The organism is Nitrospiraceae bacterium (assembly GCA_020632595.1).
Taxonomy (GTDB): Bacteria; Nitrospirota; Nitrospiria; order Nitrospirales; family UBA8639; genus Nitrospira_E.
Window position 1 is genome coordinate 79,564 of record JACKFF010000009.1, and the last position, 22,536, is coordinate 102,099.

The 22,536-nt window shown below is 48.6% G+C and carries 18 protein-coding genes and 1 pseudogene; 1 reads left to right on the top strand and 18 read right to left on the bottom strand.

The genetic code is table 11. From position 1 onward, the window contains the following. Positions 1-30: 30 nt before the first annotated feature. From H6750_15355 to H6750_15420, 14 genes and pseudogenes are all read right to left on the bottom strand, one after another. A complete protein-coding gene (locus H6750_15355; protein MCB9775686.1) occupies positions 31-1,164 on the bottom strand; it encodes a polysaccharide deacetylase family protein in 1,134 nt (377 codons plus the stop codon). Positions 1,165-1,194: 30 nt separating this feature from the next. Next, a complete protein-coding gene (locus H6750_15360; GenBank protein MCB9775687.1) occupies positions 1,195-3,078 on the bottom strand; it encodes a hypothetical protein in 1,884 nt (627 codons plus the stop codon). A gap of 990 nt (positions 3,079-4,068) precedes the next feature. Then, complete coding sequence (locus H6750_15365; protein ID MCB9775688.1) at positions 4,069-5,235, bottom strand: glycosyltransferase family 4 protein; 1,167 nt, start codon at positions 5,233-5,235, stop codon at positions 4,069-4,071. Between the two features lie 335 nt (positions 5,236-5,570). Beyond that, on the bottom strand, positions 5,571-5,861 hold the full coding sequence (locus tag H6750_15370) for a transposase (protein ID MCB9775689.1): 291 nt from the start codon (positions 5,859-5,861) through the stop codon (positions 5,571-5,573). Positions 5,862-5,982: 121 nt separating this feature from the next. After that, on the bottom strand, positions 5,983-6,909 hold the full coding sequence (locus H6750_15375; GenBank protein ID MCB9775690.1) for an IS3 family transposase: 927 nt from the start codon (positions 6,907-6,909) through the stop codon (positions 5,983-5,985). Further along, positions 6,906-7,205 carry a transposase gene (locus H6750_15380; protein ID MCB9775691.1) on the bottom strand — a complete coding sequence of 100 codons (300 nt, stop codon included), beginning with the start codon at positions 7,203-7,205 and terminating at the stop codon, positions 6,906-6,908. The genes H6750_15375 and H6750_15380 overlap by 4 nt, the downstream gene beginning before the upstream one ends. Positions 7,206-7,412: 207 nt before the next feature. Beyond that, positions 7,413-8,624, bottom strand: a complete 1,212-nt coding sequence (locus tag H6750_15385) for a glycosyltransferase family 4 protein (GenBank protein MCB9775692.1) — start codon at positions 8,622-8,624, stop codon at positions 7,413-7,415. A 6-nt stretch (positions 8,625-8,630) separates the two neighbouring features. Then, positions 8,631-10,526, bottom strand: a complete 1,896-nt coding sequence (gene asnB, locus H6750_15390) for an asparagine synthase (glutamine-hydrolyzing) (GenBank protein MCB9775693.1) — start codon at positions 10,524-10,526, stop codon at positions 8,631-8,633. A 211-nt stretch (positions 10,527-10,737) separates the two neighbouring features. Then, positions 10,738-11,928 (bottom strand): TIGR03088 family PEP-CTERM/XrtA system glycosyltransferase, encoded by a 1,191-nt coding sequence (locus H6750_15395; protein ID MCB9775694.1) that lies wholly within the window; start codon positions 11,926-11,928, stop codon positions 10,738-10,740. Positions 11,929-12,006: 78 nt separating this feature from the next. Further along, positions 12,007-13,218 (bottom strand): TIGR03087 family PEP-CTERM/XrtA system glycosyltransferase, encoded by a 1,212-nt coding sequence (locus tag H6750_15400; protein MCB9775695.1) that lies wholly within the window; start codon positions 13,216-13,218, stop codon positions 12,007-12,009. 86 nt (positions 13,219-13,304) lie between these two features. Beyond that, positions 13,305-14,333: a FemAB family PEP-CTERM system-associated protein gene (locus H6750_15405; GenBank protein MCB9775696.1), complete on the bottom strand. Its 1,029-nt coding sequence runs from the start codon at positions 14,331-14,333 to the stop codon at positions 13,305-13,307. 966 nt (positions 14,334-15,299) lie between these two features. After that, a pseudogene (locus H6750_15410) lies at positions 15,300-15,383 on the bottom strand (transposase). Continuing rightward, positions 15,368-16,021 (bottom strand): transposase family protein, encoded by a 654-nt coding sequence (locus H6750_15415; GenBank protein MCB9775697.1) that lies wholly within the window; start codon positions 16,019-16,021, stop codon positions 15,368-15,370. The pseudogene H6750_15410 and the gene H6750_15415 overlap by 16 nt, the downstream one beginning before the upstream one ends. After that, positions 16,015-16,278, bottom strand: coding sequence for a transposase (locus tag H6750_15420; GenBank protein ID MCB9775698.1), 264 nt, complete (start codon positions 16,276-16,278; stop codon positions 16,015-16,017). The genes H6750_15415 and H6750_15420 overlap by 7 nt, the downstream gene beginning before the upstream one ends. Positions 16,279-16,887: 609 nt before the next feature. Between H6750_15420 and H6750_15425 the strand changes: the two genes are divergently transcribed. Then, positions 16,888-17,169, top strand: a complete 282-nt coding sequence (locus H6750_15425) for a transposase (protein MCB9775699.1) — start codon at positions 16,888-16,890, stop codon at positions 17,167-17,169. Here H6750_15425 and H6750_15430 read toward each other — a convergent pair. The 4 genes from H6750_15430 to H6750_15445 form a co-directional block, all read right to left on the bottom strand. Further along, positions 17,155-17,988: an IS3 family transposase gene (locus H6750_15430; protein MCB9775700.1), complete on the bottom strand. Its 834-nt coding sequence runs from the start codon at positions 17,986-17,988 to the stop codon at positions 17,155-17,157. The genes H6750_15425 and H6750_15430 overlap by 15 nt on opposite strands. Then, positions 17,985-18,311, bottom strand: coding sequence for a transposase (locus H6750_15435; GenBank protein ID MCB9775701.1), 327 nt, complete (start codon positions 18,309-18,311; stop codon positions 17,985-17,987). The genes H6750_15430 and H6750_15435 overlap by 4 nt, the downstream gene beginning before the upstream one ends. Before the next feature lie 550 nt (positions 18,312-18,861). After that, a complete protein-coding gene (locus H6750_15440; protein ID MCB9775702.1) occupies positions 18,862-20,151 on the bottom strand; it encodes a right-handed parallel beta-helix repeat-containing protein in 1,290 nt (429 codons plus the stop codon). Positions 20,152-20,416: 265 nt separating this feature from the next. After that, a complete protein-coding gene (locus H6750_15445) occupies positions 20,417-20,872 on the bottom strand; it encodes a hypothetical protein (protein ID MCB9775703.1) in 456 nt (151 codons plus the stop codon). Positions 20,873-22,536 lie beyond the last annotated feature (1,664 nt).

Genomic DNA, 22,536 nt, shown 5'->3' on the forward strand with positions numbered 1-22,536 from the left:
TTTCTTTGCCTTACAGATTTAACATAACTATCACGAGGTACATTTATAATAGGTCAATCTCGCCCCAAACATATGAAGATTGTCATCCTGATACTGCGTTCTTCTCATTTCAAACAGATCGGTTCCGACAAAGTTCGTTCCATGAATCATGGAAACCGCACATTCATAACCGCTTTCCCGCAAGAGAGCCTTTGTGGCTTCTGAAAAATCTTGCCTTCTTCCACTGGGGTAAGCAAAAGACTTCACTCGAATCCCTAACATTTTTTCCATCAAGCTTTTTGATTCCCAAATCTCTTCCCGTGCCTCGGTTTCGGATAAAAAGGAAAGTATGGGATGGGTCACCGAATGGGAACCAAATCCAATACCATGACTTTGCATAGCTTTCACCTCAGACCAATCTAAATACACCCTTGAAGATCCAAAATTCATAGAAAAGGCAAGGAGCCCAAATAGGCGCTTAATCTCGTGGCATCTTCGAGGAACATCTAAAGAACGAAAATATAACGAGATAGAATCTTGTGCCCGTCGTTTATCTTGCAAGGTCCTTAAAGAAAACCGAGACCCGTTTTCAGGGAAACCCTCAATCAATGGGACCTTACTTTTTGACAGGGCAGAAAAAACTTGATCATGCCAGAGAACCCTCCCCGTCCCAATAACATCCGTTGGCAAAAATATGGTAGCTGGGATGGACAGTCTTTTCAGAATGGGAAAGGCATGGATATAATTATCGGCGTAGCCATCATCGAAAGTGACCACCACCGCATCATCTGGCACATCTTGTGCCTTGATACGCTCAACCGCTTCATCCAAATTCAGGACATTACAGTAAGTAGCCAAATAGGTCATTTGTGTTTCAAACATCTTGATAGGCATCGGCGGCAAAAATGAATCACATGCATCACTTACCCGATGGTAGGCAAGTAAATGAACATTGGCATTTCGCCTCCGTTTAATATACGGCCAAACACATCGACCTTTTTGGCTGTAAGCGGGAGTCCATCGTCCCACAAACCCCATCAGCGTTTTGAATAGCTTCAATCCATCCAGGATTCTTAAGAATACGATTAGTATTCTTTGCTTCCACCCCATACAGTTGCTTTTTCCTATTCTGGGCTTTGAAAACTTTTTGAAGGAACGTTTTATAGAAATAACTGTACAGGCCATCGGACTTATCGAACAACAAAGATCAAATTTTTACGATTGACTATAACGTCGCATCCAAAGTTCGAGCATCATAATATTCCAAAGCACGGTTCCAAAAAACGAGGTCTGGTCGGATTGGTGTTGGTCCACAAAATATTCAAGCATTTTTTTTTGGAAGAACCCACGTTTGGCTAGTTCCGGACCAAGAACCGCATCTCGCATCATCTGGTTAAGACGTTTGTCTGTTCGAAGCCATACGGGTATAGGAAGACCAAAGCCATGCTTGACTTTTCCTTGTATGGCCTGGGGCAATAGGGGAGCATATGCTTGCTTGAAAAAGGTCCGAAGCTTGAGCCCTCGCATTTTGAGATTGGCTGGCACCGTTGCGGAAAATTCCGCTAGCCGACTATCTAAAAATGGGAAACGCACATTGACTCCGGCAGCCTGCCCCATCCTGGTAACTTTGAGTACATCATTATCTCCAATGGCGACCTTGAGATCCACATAGAGTTGCCGATCTAATTCATCCTCAGCCAATGCCCGGCGATAGTGTTCATATAACATTTCATCGGGGTTGTACTGGTGGGCTAAGTTCTTTACCAGGTCATCATTGAAGATATCGGTCATGGGGATTATCTCAAGAAGACCCCAAGAAGAAAGTCGAAGAGGATACGGTATATTAGCTCGCTCGATATATTTTTTACCCTTGTGAAAAAGGCCAACCTTTAGATAGTTCGCCAAGAAAAAAACTGTCGGCTGTAATACATGCTCTCGAAACCAAGATGGAATTTTTTTATAGTAATCAAAAACACGTTGGGTCGCATACCGTTCATTTCCTGCAAATAGCTCATCACCTCCATCACCAGCAAACAAAATATCAACCCCATGCTCCTTGGCTAGCTTTGCACAGAAATAGGTGGGAACTGCAGAGGCATTTCCAAAGGGCTCATCGAAAGACTCAAGTAATAGAGGAATGGCATCAAACGTATTTTCGGGTGAAACAAAATACTCGTAATGCTCCACCTTAAACGCTTGAGCCGCCATCCGTGCATAATTAATTTCATTGTATCCAGGAACATCAAAACCAATGGAAAAGCTCTTAATAGGCCAAGAACAGTTTTGTGCCAAAATGCCAGTAATCGTGCTGCTATCAATGCCACCACTCAGAAATGAGCCAACGTAATTCCCATGAAGTTCATCCCCCAACCGACAGTTAACCGCATCCTGAAAACCGGAATGTAATTTCTCGATGAGGATATCCTGCGGGCTTAGATCTGATGTCAAATAATTCATATCCCAGTATCGTTCCAATGTGACTTGTCCACGCTGATACCGCAACACATGCCCTGGTGGTATTTTTCGAACTTCCCGAAAAATTGATTTGGGCGTGGGAACCACGGAGTTACAGGTCATGTCAATTATTGCTTCAGGATTAATCGTCCACTCTAGGGGCAAAGGGCAAGCCCGTAACGCTTGCATACAAGACGCAAAAACAAGATGCGGTCCCTGTTGGGAATACAGTAAGGAATGAACTCGAAATCGATCAGTAGCCAAGAAAAAGATTTGCTCCCTTCCATCCCATACCACGATGACAAAATCACCACGAAGACGGGATAACAATGACATCCCATCATGAAGATAGAGATGGAGCAGCCAGTCGAAAGGATCAGTGGTTATATCGTTGCCGCCAAGCTCTTTCAAGTTATAGACATTCCCATAGAGTCCCAGTCCAACTGTTTCCCCATGAACCCTGATCGTAGCTGTGCCGGCTAAATAAGTCGGAGTGTGGCACACGCCCAAACACATCGTCCCCCAGCTATCGACCGAACTAGAACATTGGTGGGTCTTGTGCATTTGAGCGACCATGGGAGAAAGGAGCTTGGGATCAATTTGCCCGTATTGACTGTCTTGCACGATTCCACAAATACCACCCATTTCATTTTTCCTCAAAACCGTTCATGACTAGTACTTAATACATAAATTCCAGAGCCCAATGTGCAGGAAATTCAGTCATTGACTGAATCGAACTTCCTATGCAGATATATTTACAATGACACTCCTGTCACATTATCATTCAGGCAAAACTTCCAACCCAACCCCAATAATATCAGCCAAGATATGCCCTCATAATGTTCTTGACTCCCTTTGATGTTCCTCGATCTACTAATTGATCGCCCCATAATCATTGACATGTTCAGGGAAAATTCCATCTCGGATAAAAAGACCGAGATTTTTTTGAGAAGTTCTGGGTCAGCCCGCAAATCCCTATCAGGATTTCAAACCTCACAGCACAATGAAGCTTCATCGCCATGGAGATTTGATAATGGCGCCTTTACCTTTCTTCCGATATAGCGCATCCTCAAAGAAATTTTCCTGGAGATACTTTGAAGTGATTATCACCACATTATTGGTACTTGGGCTATTCCAAATTGTTGAAAGCCCCACCGTCTGTGGCCTTTTTCAAGACATGTTAGTCCAGACGGGATCGAGGGGTATTAAGAGTAAAATTCCAACAAGATCAAAATTCAACAAAGGAGCACGTACCTCAAAAAGATATCGGTCGACATTAGTGAAATATAAACTCGTTTTTGGCCGGAACAATAACTAATTCCAACTATAGCCAATATTTAGTAGATGTGAAGTTTGCAGATTTTCGAAGCTTTGAGAGAAATGCTCCCGTAAGCAGGGAAAGGTCCTATTCCCCGATAAGCCATGAAAATGGTCTTTAGCACGTTGGCAGAAAAACAGAGAATATGGTTAAAAAACGCTGTGTATAGTGGTTTGACGGGCCCACACATTAATTACAACCCATGTATGGCATCCCCAAAATCCTCTTAAAAACCCGGAAAAGACAAAGTCCACAAGAGACATAATGAAAGGATACTACTGGATAGAGGAGCTTTTATAGGAAGGAATTGCCGAACATTAAGAGCAATATTCTTTTCCCTGCGAGACCAGAATAATCACTTTTTCTGCATTGCCTTTCCAAGAAAGCTTCCTTGATTGAACAGCAGAAAAAGCTTGCATGCCCGTTTCTTCCTGCAACTTCTTGTTATTTATAAGCGTAAGCATGACCTGTCTGAGATTATTTTTGTCCTCTGGCAAAAAAAGAAATCCTGAAATTTTATCCTCAAGAACTTCGCAAATATTGGGCTGGAAGGGTGCAACAATACATTTACCCATTCCCATATATTCCAAAACTTTCATTGGACATGCGTAACGAGGTGCTCTAGGTTGAACAGCAATATCCATTGCCGCAATATAGGAAGGGATTTTTTCATGAGGTAAAGACCCTGTAAATCGGACAGCATCCCAAATGCCAAGGTCTTTTGCCTTTTGCACTAGCTCGTCATAAATTGGCCCATCTCCAATCATTAAAAACTTAACATCTTTGTTAGCAGAAAGAAGGTCCTGAAGAATATCCAGGAGCATTTCCACCCCATGCCATGGACGGAACCAGCCCACGAAACCAATGACCACACTATCTTTCAGGCCGTATTGCTTGCGTACCTCCACTCCAGAAACATCCGGATTGAAATTCCCAAAATCAATACCATTGGGCATAACCGTAATTTTATGAGAAGGCACACCTTGACTAACCAAAATTTCTTTCAAAACACCCGACACAGCCAAGGCTTGCGTTGCATGGGAGCAAATCCACTTTTCAAGAATTCTCGCAACCCACTTGATGGCTAGCTGGCCGAGTTCGGCCTGTTCCACATACAAAGGGGCATTGACCTCTACTATAATGGGAATTTTCCAGAGTCGGCTGACAACTACTCCCGAGAAATTGTTAAGAGCATATCGTTCATAAATAAAATCAGGTCTTTCATGGATTACGGAACGAGCAAGCATGAATATCCCTATAACATTGTATCCCAAACTCATGAGATCATAGATAAAATGTGGGACCTTTTTCCGCAACAAACCCCATAATCCAGTTGCCGCAGACTTCGAATTGAGACTTTGATAATTCACCAATCCCACCACTCGAACCTGGTGACCTAATTCACGAAAGGCCTTAATTATTTCATGGACATGGACTCCCTGGGCATCTCCCAATTGAGTCCGATGGTGATAAAGAATTTCCATACAACTAGTATCCTAGCCTTACCCTAACAAGACTGGGCCTATTCTCCTATATGAATCATGTCACAGCGACACACCCAACCAAGCAGACCTTATTATTAAGCCCACCGAACTCTAAAAATGGCTCTTCGGTAGATCCTCACGGGCTTACGCCACATGGCCCTTAAAATTAAAACTCGAGTTGAATCAACTCTATTCCCCGCGGGGTTTCCCAATAAAGGAAAGTGCTTGAGAAACCGTGGTGCGTCATAACCAATCATATATTCTTTGGTTACCCCGTGGTCTTGCCACGGGGATATTTAATTCTGCCCTTTGTCCACTAGTCCTTGTTGAGCCACCTACTGTCGGATTCCCGCCTTATTCAACCCAACGATCGCAGAGAAGAACCCTGGAGAACACAACACCGCTCCCCAGTATGTCCCCTTCAGCTCGTGATACCGAAGCCGAAGTTGCCAACTTAAATTCGCTTTCATCATGCCCACGATACTCGAAAACGCATCTTTCGGAGGAATCACCAGCACGACATGAATATGAACGAATTGTACGCTCCATCGTTGTAGCTCTAAATTGGGGGATCGTGCTGAACCTGGGATAAATGCTCTTAGACAAAGAGCTGGATCGCCCCCCAATATAGGTCGACGATATTGAAGTGGTTCAGTAAAAAAGGACAGAAAGAAACGCGCGTGAATAATTTCTCGGTCTCAGAGTTTTCCCCGGCTCCTTCTGAATATCGGCCTCCATAATTCCCCTTTATCGAACGATCTCCTCGTCGGGCATACTTAGGTCCCCCCCTCGTGTTCCCACCGGCTGTGGTGTCAGGCCTTGGGCCTGCGCCTCAACCGCATTCGGGCTGAGATAGCCTAACGTGGAGTGTAACCGGTGACTATTATAAAACATTTCCATGTAGTCGATGACCGTGGATTTGACGGTTTCAGAGGGCTGTTCTTTGGCCGTGTCGCCGAGCCCTTCGTGTTTCACACTGCGGAACACGCGCTCCACCACCGCATTGTCCCAACAATTGCCCCGCCGACTCATGCTGCCGATCATGTGATGCCGTTGTAGCAGCGCTTGATAGGTCTGACTCGCATACTGACTCCCGCGATCCGAGTGATGTAGCAGTCCTGGCGGCGGGTGCCGTCGTCCAATGGCCATGGTCAAGGCCCTTGCCACCAACGAGGTCTCCATGGTGGACGCCATGGCCCAGCCCACAATCTTCCGAGAAAAGAGATCCACCACCACCACCGCAAGATAGAGCCACCCATCTTGGGTGGACAAATACGTGATGTCACTGCCCCAGACCCGGTTCGGCCTCTCGATCGTAAATTGCCGATCTAAACGGTTGGGGGCCACCGGCTCCCCATGCCGGCTGTCCGTGGTGCGGGGGACCCAGGGCCGCTTCGGCTTCACACTCACCCCTGCGTGCCGCATCAGGGTGCGGGTGCGCCACCGGCCCACGCACACCCCTTCGGCTCGCAACGCCTGGCACAAGCGCCGTTGCCCGTAGGTGCAACGAGACGCAGCATGTAGACGACGCACCTGAGCACACATCGCATGATCGGGGGCCGTGAAGCGCCCCTTTAGAAAGGCATAATACCCACTGCGACTGACCTGCAACACCTGGCAGAGCACGGTCAATGGGTACCGCGCCCGTTCCCAGTGAATAAACGCGTACCTCATCGGGGTTCGCTCGCGAAGAAGGCCGTGGCTTTTTTTAAAATATCCCGTTCCAGCCGGAGCCGCCGATTCTCCTCCCGCAGGCGATGCAGTTCCGCCTGTTCCGGCGTTTGATGGCCTTTTCCCGGAAAGGCACTCGCCCCCGTCCGCTCCATCTCTTTTTTCCAGCGACGGAGCAAACCCGCGTTCACCCCGAGATTCTTGGCCGCCTCGGCCACGGAATATCCTTGTTGGATGACAAGAGCGACAGCGTCCCGTTTAAAGTCGACCGCATACTGTTTTCGTCCATGACTTCCCAAGACCCACCTCCTTTGGCGATTATCGCTCTTTTCGAGGTGTCCATTTCAACTAGACCACTTCAATATTTAGTGCTCCACACCACATGATATTGGTGCTGAAAGGCGCCATGAGCACTGAGGCAAACTTTCATGCTCTAGTGCCATCAAAAATCCCTCATGTGGCAGGGAATCCCCTGCCTTAGGAAGGGAGCGCTTTCACCCATGGGCTCACGCCCCGTGGTCCTCCCCACTAGCTTTGAGAGGTAACACAGACTGAAAAACTTCCTTGACCGCATCAGCGGTCTGACACCATCGGAATTGCTGGGCATAATCCAAAATTTCTGATTGAGACCAAGTACGCTCTAGACTGGTCTTCAGAGCCTTGGCCACGTGCTCCGGTTTTCGTGCCACCAGCGTTCCCACCTTGGGAGACTTAACAATTTCCGGAATACCTCCTACCGAAGTGGCCAACACGGGAGTCCCACAGGCTAACGATTCCATAATCACATTAGGCCATCCTTCCCGCTCACTCAGCAAACAACACACATCCGCGGAATTATAAAACCAGACCAACTGTTCGTGAGGCACCTCTCCGCAAAACCTAACACGTTCGCTCAAATTTAAAGATTGCACAAGACATTCCAAACGCTCACGCTCTACCCCCTCACCAACAACATAGAGGGACCAAAGAAGGGTCGAAGACTTTTTACTTAAGAGAGCAAGAGCGTGCAATAAAACATCAAGGCCTTTATTTGCATTCAAACGACACACCGATAAAACCAATGACTGGCCCTCTCTGATAAAACCGATTTTCTTTCTCGCCTCCACTCGAGGGATGAAGAAAAACTTTTCCGGATTCACTCCATTTGGAATAACACGAATTTTCTTTTCATCGACACCCAACTTAATAGATATTTGCCGGAGGGCCTCTGAGACCACAATGACCGCATTAGCCTTTCGAAGGGTCCAGGTTATAAGTTGGCGAATAATCGGGAGGTTCTTAAACAGATTCACATCTGTCCCCCTAGCCGACACCACAACCGGAACACGAGTGATAAAGCTTAGCAGAACAGCCGCAAACCCATCCGGATACACATAATGGGCATCGATAAGCGCGAAGGGAAATGACCGTTGAAGTGCCCGTATCTTCCAACAAACCGATACAAACAACAAGAATCCCTGCAAGATCATCCCGATCTTAGGAATCATGACATAACGGGGATGCCACACTTCCATGCCTTCACGCACTTCATGGCTGGCGACCTTTCGATACGTGGCACGCCATCCCCCTAACCCTGGTGGATAATACGGAACCGGCGCCACCACCTTCACACTCCATCCGTGCCGGGCCATACTATGTTTCAGTCGTTGATGAATAAAAACTCCGTGATTGGGAAATTGGTTATTAGGAAATAAGCTGGTAAAGACAAGGATTTTCATTATTAATTACCGCACCACATTCACCGAGGAACCAAATTGTTTTTGCCACATACGAAACATCAATAACGTCCATAATTCAGTCGCCCGATTATGCAAGCCAGATTGATGATCATTCCAGAGCTTGGAAATGGTAGGACCATTCAAGATGGAGTCCCCAGGGCCATTAAATAACATACTGTAAGCCATGTCCTTCAACTCCACTCGGAACCATCGTTCCAACGGAACCGCAAATCCCATTTTTTTTCGATACAGAATGTTATGGGAAAGAAAAGGAGAAAACGCCTTCTTTAAAATATCCTTCCCACTGGCTCCTTTTAATTTCAATGACGTGGGAATCCGAGCTGCAAGTTCCATAAATTGCCCATCCAGCATGGGAGCGCGCACCTCCAATGAATTGGCCATACTCGCTCGATCCACCTTTACTAAAATATCATCGGTCAAATAGGTCTTCACATCCACATATTGAATCCGTGCCATGGGATTGGCGCCACCAGCCTTGTCATAGTAGTTTCGAAACACGTTGGCTGTGTCATAGCCACCCAACTCTTTCCAGATATCTGGATGCAACAAGGTCTGTTTAATTTCCGGTGAAACTGCCGAAACTGATCGAAAATATCCCTCAATATGAGACCGAGCTAAATTTTCAAAGGTGGCCTTGCCACGAAATACCCTTGGTGCCCAATCGGCTTTGGGATATAAGGATGCCAACGTTCCAAAAAGCAAGGTTCGCATGCTAGCAGGAAGGAACCCACGTATTTGTTCCTCTCGATGGTCAAACATATACCGCCGATATCCGCAAAAAAATTCATCTCCCCCATCACCTGATAACGCAACAGTCACATGCTCCCGAGCCAACTTGGAAACATAGTAAGTAGGAACCGCTGAGGAATCTGCAAACGGCTCATCGTAATACCAGGCTAATTTTTCAGAAATACCCACCGCATCGGGGTTAACCCTTTCCTCATAATGCCGAGTATGGTATTGCTGGGCCACCTCTCGGGCATACTCAACTTCATTAAATTCTTTTTCTTGAAATCCAATTGACGTGGTGATTACCCCTCCCCCAGAAATCTGCGACATCAAGGCCACGACGGAGGATGAATCAATTCCCCCTGACAAAAAGGCACCCAAGGGCACCTCGCTAATTAATCTGAGTTGAACGGCCTCCCGAAGAACCTCCACGATCTCATCACACCATTGAGCCTCGGACCGCTCTTCTGGCTGGGAAAAATCGATATCCCAGTATTCGCTCTCGCGAAAACCTTTCGGAGAGACAACCACAAAATGTCCTGGCCGCACCTTCCGGAAAGACCTGAAAATGGATTTGGGGGCAGGGACATAAAGCAAGGAAAAATAATCACATAAGGCCTCAAGGTCGAGTTCCTTGTTAATACCAGGGATAGCCAATAATGCCTTCATCTCGGAGCCAAATGCCAATTGAGCCCCGTCAAAACTATAATAAAGCGGCTTTTTCCCAACACGATCTCTGGCCAAAATCACCGATCGGTTTGGACGATCCCAAATGGCTAAAGCAAACATGCCCCGTAACGACCCAAAACACGCCTCCCCTTGCTCTTCATAGAGATGCACAATGACTTCAGTATCAGAGCGGGTCTTAAAAACATGCCCTTTCTTCTCCAGATAATCTCTCAGTTCACGAAAGTTATAAATTTCACCATTAAAGACTACCCAAATAGATTGATCCTCATTGCAAAGGGGTTGGTGCCCGCCTTTCACATCAATAATAGAAAGACGCCGATGTGCCAGGCCCACGGGCCCATCGAAAAAGAACCCTTCATCGTCCGGGCCCCGATGCACAAGGGTATCCGCCATATTTTTCAGGATGGAGGCAGAAACAGATTCTCCTGATCCAACATTGAACAATCCACAAATCCCGCACATAACGACCCGTTCCCCCAGTTTAAGCCTTAATGGAATTCAACTTACTAAGGAGTCGAAGCTTAGAAGACAACAAGGCTATAGTTCTCCAAATTGTTCATTCCCATAAAAACGGGAACCCCGTGCCTTTCTTGCTTATTTGGATGTCCGCCTCTCCAAGCCTGACGAATTGGTTGAATACGTGGTGTCCTTAACCACGGACTCCATTTTAACCCTACACCGACACCACCTTAGGTTGGGAAAAGAAAGGAGACTGTGATTTTCCCATCAACCCGTCATACACCTGAAGGTAGCTCTCCACCATGGCCTGCATTGAAAATTCTTTTTCGACTCGCTTCCTCCCTGCGAACCCATGATTCCGCATCGTCATTCGGTCTTGAAGATAAGCCAATAATGCCAAGCCCAGGGCTTCGGGATCTTTTGGAGGAACAAGCCGGCCAGTTTCGCCCTCCACCACCAGCTCGGAATTTCCACCAACCCGTGTGGCAATAACCGGAAGTCCAGTGGCCATCGCTTCCAAAATGGTGTTAGAGATACCTTCAGCTTCAGAAGGCAAGATAAATACATCCATGCTCTGTAACAAACGAGGAATATCGGTTCGCGCACCAGCCATCCATACCATACCGATTAAGTTAGAGTCGCGAACCAATTGTTCAAGTTCCTGCCTTAGGCACCCGTCGCCAACGATGACGACGCGGACCTTATCGACTATTGTCGGGTCCATTTTTACGAGAGAGGTTATACCCCGAATCAACGTGGCCTGATCTTTCACATGTTCCAATCGCCCCACGGTTCCAATCACCACCTTATCCGAACTGGCAAACCCCTCTGGGAGTATTTCCCGTCCTTTCCGCGTATTGGAATGGAAAATTTCGGTATCAACTCCGTTATAAATTTGACTCACTTTACTGGGGACAATTGTCACCATATTCTGAAGCCATTGCTCAAGATCTCGACTCACAGCCACATAATGATGAACCGCAAGATCTAGAATCTTTCGAAAGATTAGAAATTTCTTGCTGGTTCCATAGGCATCATGAAGATCGCGCCCATGTTCCCCATGAATTCGATTCGGCACGCGTGCCAAAACCGCAATGGCCGCCATTTCAAGAGTTGGTAAATTTCGTGTATGCACAATCATCGGTTTCATGTCACGAATGATGGTCCACAACTTCCCATAGACTGACCAATCCATTCCAGGTTGTTTATGGAGAGCTAGCACAGAAACCTCCGGGGAACAAATCCGTTCTCGAAAATCCGTAAAATCAGTCAAGCATACAATGGCATGCCGGTAACGCCCAGAGGGCATATGATTAATGAGATTGACTAATCCGTTTTCCAGGCCTCCCATCGCCAAACGGTAGATAACATGCATGACTAATGGAGGGGAGGACGACGAGCTCATAGGCCTATCAATCTAATGTTCACAGCCCAATCGGGGTATCCAAAAAGTTAGCCACTCCTTCTCGTTGGGAATGTATCTTCATACCGTCACTCCTTCAAGTATGTGTTCAAATTCTTGAAGGATATTGGACCAATCGTAATGCGATGTCACGAACTGCCTTGCTGAAAGCCCACAAGCTCTGGCAAGTTCAGGATTATCTAAAAGCCTCACAACCGCATCCGCAAATTCACCGGGGTCGTCAGCTACATGCATCCCATGCGCGGTGGCCACAGCCAAACCCTGAAAAGCAGAAGTCGTACCAACCACGGGTAATTCCATTGCCATGGCTTCGAGAATTTTATTCTGGACTCCTCTGGCAATTCGCAACGGGGCCACCGCCACCATGGCCTTCGACAGATACGGACGAACATCCGGCACGGTACCGGTCACCTGAACCTGTGGTATTCGTTCCGCCATTCGTCGCAGAGCAACCACCGGATTCCGACCAACAATAAGAAACTGTGCGTGGGGCATGGCTTGATGAATTCGTGGAAGAATTTTTTGGCAAAAATATATGGCTCCATCGATATTTGGGAAATAATCCATGGCTGCGGTGAAGACAATTATCGATTTTTTTCGTTGTACATCAGAGGCGAGGGAAAAATACTCAGAGTCCACACCATTGGGAATAACCTTCGGTCGAACTCTCTGCTTTGACCGTTCCCGAAGTACATGAGTTTCCTCTTGTGAAATGACGAGAGATTGTTGACATGTAGTTGCCATCTCCAATTCATACTGACCCAAACGATCCGCTTCGATCCCATACAGCAAAGAAAGTGGAAATGATTTTATTTTGGCATAGGCCCTCCACTTCTCAGAATCCATGTCGACAAAATCTATGATCTTGGGTATCGAGAACACATGCCTCACATACTCAGCCATGGGAGATGAAAAAATTACGATGCGATCAATGGACTCCCGCTCTAAAATAACATTCACTTTCTCCTGCAGAGCAGAAACGAAAAACGCCCCAAGGGACAGTGGCTGACCAACAAGTAATGCCTTTCCGATTCTCCACCCCTCCCAAAACCCTTTCCGGCCAACCACCTCCACCCTACGACACATGGAACGCAAGGTATCAACATACCGCCAATCCTCAGGATCATCAATTAAACAGGCTAAATAAATTGCATGATGTTGCGATAGATATTTAATGTGATGATAGGATCGTATTTTGTCGCCCTTATCAGGAGGATACGGAATCCTGTGACACAGATATAAAATATTCATATTTAAAGAAAAGGAAGACAACACCTACCACACAGGCCCAGGATATGAGGTTTATACGCTAACAACTCTTTGAACATTATTCTCCTTATTGTATCCGAATCGACCACTCAGGGAAGGTACTTGATAAGAAAGGGGCCCAACCGATTGGCTATTGATAATGGCAGTCGCTTCCACAATGCAATAAATGGCTGAAATTTGGGATTTGAAGGATTGACGTTAGGAATTTCTCCCCCTTTGGGCAAAAAGTATTGATAGGGCAGAGCCTGGGGTTCAAATCCCCAATGACGCTTAAAATGGAATGGTCCAGTCTCCTGCTTGCTTCGACCAAAATCAAAGATTTTATACCCATGTTCCCATCCAAAACGCATCAACTCCCAATACATAAAATCGTAAATAGCGTAACGCTGATACTCCGAAAGTCCCCCCCCATAATAGGGCATCACGCGATCTTGATAGAAAAAGGTCATGACAGCCGCCACAATTTTGGATTCATAACTGACCGTGAGAATTTTGCATTGTTCTCCTAATTCCTGAAACAAATGCTTAAAGTAGACAAAAGGAAAGGCCGGGGTTCCCAAATTCCTTAAACTTGAGGAATACACAAAATAAAAGTCTTTGAGTAATTCAGCCCCTCCCACTTTTGATTGCAAGCCATGGCTAATGCCCTGCCGAATCATCCGTCGTTGTTTCCGGGGAATGGCTGACATGTTTTTTTCTTCACAGTCAAAGATCTCTCGAATAAAAGTAAAATACAGCTCTTTAGTCGGAAGTGCCTCATCATTTTTTTCCATTTGGCGAAATTCGAGAGAATCTACTTTATTTTCTACCGCCAACTCTTTGGCAACATTCAAAAGTTTTTTAGTAACCTCGGGACTTTCCGATGCCACTCCCCCGTAGACTCCAAAGGGAACCGACACCATCACATGGCCTTTCAGGGGTTTGGGAACAACAAACAAAGGCAATATTCCATGGATTTTTCCCGCATCATGTGCGACTAAAAAAATAGACCTATACGCAAAGGTTTTCTCCAGAACTTTTTTCCACGCAATCATATGAAACAACGAGCCCTGATGGGTTGCCAGAACATAATCATCCCATTGCTTATACTCTTCATGTGAAAGGGCACGAATTTCCATAACTCATCCAAGGAATAATGACTGATTTAATTGAGGTCCATTTTGCTTTGTCGGTCGGCAACCAAGAAAAATTAAAAACAATTGGAATCCAATGTCTGTAGAGCACGAAAACCAATATCTTGGTTCGATCTTCATTTGGATGATCCTCAACCTAGACTTTGGCTACGATTGCGTTTGCTCCTTTCGATCGACACAATCTGCTCAAAATCTTGCCGCAACTAGCTTGAATTATCTCGCAGAGGGATGAATTCTTATGTATTTCTACATGACCCCTAGGTAATGGATGTGATGATTTGGGGTCCCATGAACTTCCTCACAGGCACTGGTTATTATTTACAAATCCGGAGAAATGGCCCACATTTTTTAATTCGTCAGGCTAAGAGTAGGAAAGGGTTTCTACGAATGTGTTGTAGGTGGGTAAGTAGGCTGGTTGGAATTTAAGCGATTCCCCCCTGCCGTGGAACAGCCTTCGACGAAAAAGCCCCATCTTTCCCAACAACAGTTAAGAGCACCGTGACGAGTAATACTACGGAAACAAAAAAGCGAAGCTAAAAGACCCGCTGGTTTGGACCCGTGTAAATCCTTCGCTCAGAGTAGTAGGAAATGTTTGATGTGGAAACAAAAGTCGAAGGTATTAGAGCCATTCTCCCCTTGGGCCTCATGCAATTGCACGTGCCGAGCTATTCGCGAATGGGCAGCGCTTGCGGGCACTGCCGGTGCGGGATGTCTACACCACAGAATGGCTCGCTGAGCTGCCCCTGTTTTTTGGCCACTTGGCATGTTAGGTTTTCCGAGTGATCATGTTTTGTTCTCAGCTTTTGCAGGGCGGTTTCCCCCTCGACCGCTGAGTCGGGTGGGTCCTCGATCGTCCCTTGATAGTCAACTGTGTGCAGCGATTTTTCCGACGCGGTCCCTGCGTAGCTTCCCGGAACCGGCTCGTGGACTCGCCGCTCCCCAATAGGCAGTGGCCGGCGTCTGATAGCCCAGCGTGCTATGAGGCCGCTGCTGTTTATACAAGCGGCGCCAATCTTCGATCACGACCCGCGCTTCTGCCAGGGCTTGCCCGGGGTAATGCGACTGGGGGTCATTCTGCGATCCTCAAAAAAGGTGAGCAACGGCTGAGCCCGGAGTTCAGGCCCATTGTCACTCCGGACAAAGCGGGGTGGCCCGTAGAGGCTCACCAGCCGTTTCAAGACGGCCAGCACCTGTTGATGCGAGAAGGCCCGTCTCACCTCAATGGCTAAACAGAAGCACGTGGCTTCATCCTTCACCGTCAAACAGCGGAAGGCGTCCCCCGCCGTCGTGGCATCATGCACGAAATCCCAACTCCACACCGCATTCTTATGCGTGGCAGGGGGCTGGAGGGTGGCCCCCGTCACCACTTTCTTCCGAGACTTCCGACGAGGCCCTTGTAACCCACATTGGCACCACACCCCGTACAGCCGCTTGACATTCACCCGCCCCCCGCGGTGCCGGAGAAAGCCTCCGGCCAGCCGATAACCCCACTGGGGATAGCGGTGTGCCACCCCCCGGAGCGCTTGCGCCAGACGCGCATCCCGTCGGGGTCCCTTGGCCTCATACCGGATCCCCGAGCGAGCTGTCGTACACAGCCACGCCGCCCGCCGTTGACTCACCCCACGCGCACCCGCCACTCGCGCCGCTTGCCGCCGTGCCCGTGGGGTTACCACTTTTTTCCCTGCAGTTCCTTCATCACTTCCACTTCCAAGTCTCGTTCGGCTAAGACTTTCTTGAGCCGGACCTTTTCTTGCCGCAGGTGCCGGAGTTCCCATACTTCAGCCACCTCCATCTGCCCAAATTGGCGTTTCCACCGATAAATGGATTGTTCCGACACGCCATGTTGCCGAGCTGCAGCATCAATCGTCTTCGCTTCTGCATCCCGCAAAATCCGGATAATCTGTTCTTCGGTGAACCGTTTCTTCTTCATGTCGAGCCTCCTCTGGTTGAGGAAAACCTAACATATCAAATGGTCCAAATTTCGGGGAGCACTCCATCGCGATTCACGCGGGCACGAGGTTAGGCGGGGACGACGTCCTAGCCGTCCGCAATCCCCATCTGAAGGAGCGAGAGGCTCTCCAAAAACTCTAGGGTACCAACGGGAGCGAATATACGAGGCGTGTGGTGGATCTGTGGAAAAGGACATACCGGAGAAAATCCAACCAGCCAGGAATCTCGCTCACCAATTGGCCTAGAAAAGGAAGGCCGACCAGCCTCCAACTCCCCTGGCTGCGGCCATGCGAGCAATCCTGGTAGTGATCAATTAGCGGGGCAACGGCATCCGCTTTTTCTTCGGCGTGTTCACCATAAGACGGGTGGGGAAATTTCCTGAGAGTATATGGACCGGGATCGAAAACCGCCGGCAGCTAGATGGCCGGCTCCAAAAGCGTCTGCTATATGGCATTTTCTGCCGTAATTATAAGGTCGCCGCCGCGGCGGTCCAAGGAGCAATTGGGTTATCCAGTTTCACAGTTTTGCGCACCTATAGCCAGCCAGTAGGATGCAGTTGCAGGCTCTTTAAGACCGGGACCTACGCCCATTGAATGTAGTGACCATGTATCTTGATGGGATGCAATTTGCGGAAATGCCGATGGTCGGGGCCGTGGGCATTAGGATAGGTGACGACAAACACATGCTGGGATTTGGGAAACCAAGTCCAGAAAACGAACAGGTCTCGACCCGGTATCTCCTGTCGGTTGGTGCCCAGGGATTAAACCTCGCTGAAGGACCCTTGGTGATAACTGATGACAGCAAAGGCTTGCAGGCTGCCGTAAGAAAAGCATTTGGGTGTAGTGCTCCCCCGAAATCAAGCCACCTGTAAGCCTTGTTTCTGCCGATATTGACGAGGACTCCGATACTGTAAGGCTTGATGGGGTCGTCCTTCGTTGTACCATCGCATCCATCCATTGATCCGGTGTTGCGCCTCCTTGAAGCTGCCAAATCGATATTGCCAGATGCACTCCTCTTTGAGACTCCGAAAAAACCGCTCGATTAACCCATTCTGTTGCGGCGTGTACGGCGTAATAAACTCCTGAGTTAAGCGATAGTCTCGACAGGCTTGTCGAAAACGGCGGCTCTGAAAGATTAACCCGTTGTCACTGCGAAGGACGGGGGTGGCACCCACGGGACGAAGTGTGCCGAATCGGGTGAGACAGGCCGCTTCGATGGCTCGTTCCGCTTCCTGCGCCCGTCCGCGCAACGCAAACTCATAGCCAATCACTTCGCGATCCTGACAATCAATCACGGCGGTCCAATGCCCCCAGCCATCCTGCCCACAGGGGATATGCGTCACATCCATGGCCCAGCGATGATTCCTCTGTGTCGTTCGACTTCGCCGAGACTGCACACGCGGGCGTGGGGTCGCTGTCCGCTGATGTACCAACCACCGCTTCAGGCGTAAGGCCCGATAGACCGCTTTGCGATTAGGGAACGGTCCCTCACGAAAGCGTAACAGGGCCCACAGCCGGCGATACCCATAGGTTGGATAGGCCTGAATCAGTGGCTCAAGCTTGGCCACGAGTGTCTCCGAGAGCGTCGCATGAGCCCGCTTGCCTTTGGTCGACCGATGCAGCGCCGATCGGCTCACCTGGAGCAGACGACAGGCGGTTCGTTCAGAGATGTCCGGCCTCACGGCTCTCACGCGTCGGACATCTCTCGCGCTAAAGGGTACGGTTTCATGGCCTCCCGTAACACATCATTCTCCACCACCAGCTCCCCAATCTTTTGTTGGAGCTTTTTGATCTGGTCATCTTTCAAGGCTTCCTCATCTTTGGGCCGTCGCCGCAAGCCATTCTCTGCCGCCCGCAGATACTGATCTTGCCAACTCTCCACTTCGGCTACTCGCAGACCGTGTTGCCGGGCGGCTTCGGCCACCGACGTCTCCCCTTTGAGCACACTCAAGACCAGCGCGGCTCGTCGTTTGGCGGTCCATCGTTCAATTGGTCCTTCTTGTCCTTGGCCCATAGATGCCCTCCTTTAAGATGTGGGTGATGCCTTAAAGGTGGTCTCACTTTCAAGGGGAGCAGTATATGGGCACTTAGCGGTGATACAGCGGTGCGAATGGCACAAGCGGGAGCATGTGGAGAAGCATTTCCCCAAAGAAGAAATTACGGCATGGCACAGGCGCGTTCAACCACCCTATCCACGCCCTACGTATATGGGGAGCGACGGCTGCCCTGTGTCGACTGAGGCAGGGCCTGGAAGACCGCAACCAATCGGAATCCCGGAGTCTTGCAGAAAACATGGAAGAAATGCTAACCCTGCATCGTTTAGAAATGCTTGGCTCCTTCAAAACCACGAATTGCTTAGAGTCGATTAATGTGCTGGAGAAGCCACGTTCTTGCATCAATTCTTCGACTGCCCGGTAACTGAGGGAGCGTGCGAGGCACCAACATATGCTTTGCAGAATCATGTCTTACTGAAAATGCCTTTAGAGGAAATGCCTGCCATGATAGGCTCCCCCACTAATAGCCTCAAGGTAACACATCACGCTATTTTCGACAGAGCCAAAATCCTATAATGCCTTGATGTTTAGCCCGGTGGGAGACAAAGGCGGGGTTACATCCTTCTCACTGCCGCTATCTTTGAAGCTGTCCTGAATGGGCCAGCCCGGATTACTCATGAGGCTTTCCGTCTCATAGGCACCTACGTCGAACGGACCTTGGCGGCTCATTCCATTGAAGTCCTTGTTCGGAGCATAGGCTGCGTCAGCGGCACCAATCAATGGAGAGCCAGACGCAGGCCAAAAATCCCAGTTGTCGGGGTCCACAAATATACCGCCCGTGCCGAAACTATATTGGCGGTTGGAAGAAAAGGTGGCTGCGCTGGGCTGATTTGTGATCGAGCCTCCGTAAAGCACGTTGTTGGCGACGCTAAGACTGGCCGGAATGTTGCCGCCTCCCCAGCCCCTCAGAGGCATACTTCCCCTCACAGTGTTGTTTACGATGGTCACGTTTCGCATAACCGGAACTTGTTCATGGCTCTGGGTTTCAAGGGTACCTATATCGATGTTGTTGCGAACGATGGCATCGGCTATGACAACAATGCCTTGCCCGCAATTCCACACCACATTGCCCTCAATGATGTTTGGGCGATCTATGTTGGCATCCGTAACACCGTATGCCAAGATGCATGGATAGTTTGCGTCGTGAATGACATTGTCTCGAATGATGTTGCCCCAGGAGCCGTATTTTATCTCAATGCCATCTCCTTGGCTGCCACGCGTGTCGTGTATCCAGTTTTGTTCAATGATAGAGTTTGAGACCGCGCAACTGGCGTAGTTGCAGCCAACATACATACCCTCAGCGGTGCCAGAAGTATTGTAGATATGGTTGTGGCGAACAAAGATAGAATCCATCGAGCTGCGGAAGTTGATACCCACATCGATGTTGTGAATCTCGTTGTCTTCTATAGAGATGTGATGCGGCCCTCCGCTCAGGTTAATCCCATCACCGTTACCGGTGATTTCGAGGTGCCGAATTGTCACATAGGTAGCTCCCTCGATGTTGATTGTGTTCTGCGGCGTGGAGCTCACAGGCCGCGTGATCAACGGTCGTGCTTCACCGTTAGCGCCTTTGACAATAATCGGCTGCGTTTCGGTGCCTTTGGCGCTGATCCGGATACGTGCTCCGGATTCCGAGTACGTGCCTTCGTGCACAATTAGCGTATCCCCTGGACCAAGCGACTCAAAGGCCCCCTTAAAACTATTGCCGGGAAAGATTTCCTTCACTTCCGCCCAGCTAGTCGCAGTTATAAATACAACAAGGACCGTAAGGTATGTGATTTTTGGGAAAATGAATCTCATAGTAGGGCCTCAAATATTAGAAATTATAACCGTCCCTTTTTCCTTCGCAGCAAGCGAGTGGACTTGCATCGTTTCCTTAGACATGCGGCCGAGTTTTGTCATCTGATGCGCCTATTCTATTGGGCTGCTATTGTCCAGATGTTGATGGCGTCTCGTCCGATTAGACACCACCTCCCTATCATCGAAGCTTTCTGGTCGCGCCGCTTTACGGGTTTTAACGATTGGGCGACGGATTTTCTTCTTCTTCCGGCTTCCGCAGAAGCCCCTACCGCCGCATGCTCGTAATCCTCCCCTCGGCGGCTCCTGCAGGGAAACACCCATACGCCTGGCAGAATCGCTTCCATACATCGTTACGTAACGGCGCCCTCGGATATGAGTGGATTCTCTCGACAGGCTCGGGCGGGCGTCGCCCCACTGTCAGCAATACGGCGTCCACCCCCAGCTTCTTGGCCAACCTCGCCTTCATCGACCCACCAATAATCCTCCGCGCATCAAGAGCCATCACCCCCGCCCGGTAGAGCCCCCTTCGTCGGGCCGAATAGAGACACGGTCGGTCCCCCATGCCCAATCCGGTCTGTCCACCGTACCCGGTTGCCCCCATTGATTCGGGGCGGCCACGGCCGGCTTGATGTCGCCACCCCCTGGCGGCTTGGAGCCGCGGTGCGCGCGGATCTTCTTGTGGCGCTTCATGAGCTTGCCCAGGCAATGGTTGCTCACGCACTCACTGACCTCACGCAGATCGCCGAGTACGCAAGGGCACTATCGCGGTGGCCCCTTACCTCATGCGCTCGCCAAATCAGACCCCACAGGCAATCATCCTCTTGCGACCGCTGAAACGGGGGCGTTCCACTCTCGCATAATATCCACGTCCGGAACTCCTCCATCGCTTCCCCCCATCACCAACCGCGTCTCCCGACTCGATACCTTGCGTGACCGCCTCTTGTTTGCACTCCTCGGCACCTCGCTCCTTCGTCCTACCGTACCCTCCCAGGCTGTCAATGAAACGAGCAGCCGTTCCTCTCCCGATTCGGAGAAAGTCAAATTTCCGTTTTCATTAATAGGCCTCTTTAAAAAACGTAAGGAGTCCTGTGTATCTTGTTTGGCTGTTAAGGAAATGTCGTTCATCTACCCTTTATTATTATCGAGGCTTCGAAAATAATAGATCCATCTGCCTTTCACTTTGGTATATGTTTCAGCCATTCTCCATCAAATGGAAACGCGTTTCCATTAAAATCTCAAGTTTCCAGTTGTGTGCAGAGTACCGGAGGACTCAGCGATTAATGGTGCTATGCTCAATAGAGAACCCACATTCATGCATCAATTTTTCGATGTCTTATTAACTGGGGCAGACTGCAGATATCAGCGTATGGATTGTAGATTCATGCGTTTCTAGAAAAATGGAAACCTTTAAAGTTTATTGTTAGCATAATGAGCTCCCCCTCAAATGGCGCAGGGTAACAACTCAAGTTAGTTTCGACTTAGTTCCGACAGAGCCGAAATTTCTCATTTGGCCTTTTACGTACAAACACTGTATTATAAAGCATGCAGTATATTTAGAATTCCTACACCAATATTTCATGATATTTTTTTAACCCAACTCACAATTAGGAAGAACGCTCCTCGTTTTCGTATCATCGGCAATAAATAGGTTTTCCCCAATAGTGCCTTGTCAGGCTAAAAAAATAAGATTCCCTGTCCCTTGCAAGTGCGGCACCGAAAGTTTCGTCTTCCATGGTCGAGGCCTGTTATCTTGCTCGAGGGGCAAACGCTCAAAAAGATTGCGGACCTTGTCTGAACGGAGAGAATTGGCCCCTCTTTTCCTAGCGAAAATGCGCCCATCGAATAAGTCCATTCAGGATTTTTTGAGTCCTTTTGGTACCCCCCCTCACCTACCGAAGCGAAACCCGGCTTCACAAAAAACCACGTTATCCGAGAATCGGGAGGAAAAGTGCGATGCATTAACCGAGCGGCGTTTTCGATGAAAAAACCCCAACTAAGATTAATCCTACATATACTAAACCTCTAAGACCAAAACCATAAGTTCTTAATGATCCCCCCTTTCCCCAGCTTCACAATGGCTCAATTCTTGCTTGAATAATAATTCTATATTCTCTGTCCTGAAGGACAGTAAATTGTCCCCAAAACCTTATGAGTATCCTTTCTTTGCTCCGTCGGCAAAGCAACATAAGGATTATGCCAAGGAGGCAGGAGACAAAATGAAGGCGTTCTTCTTTCTAGTACCCTCTGTAGTGATCTGGAAAGACATCTCAGGAGATTTTTTCAATTTGAAAACCCTATAAAAAATTTTCTTACCGTTAATCCTGTAGAGTTTCGAAACCAACAAGAACATTGGTTTTTTTTAGAAGCAGTGTTTCGACAAAACCT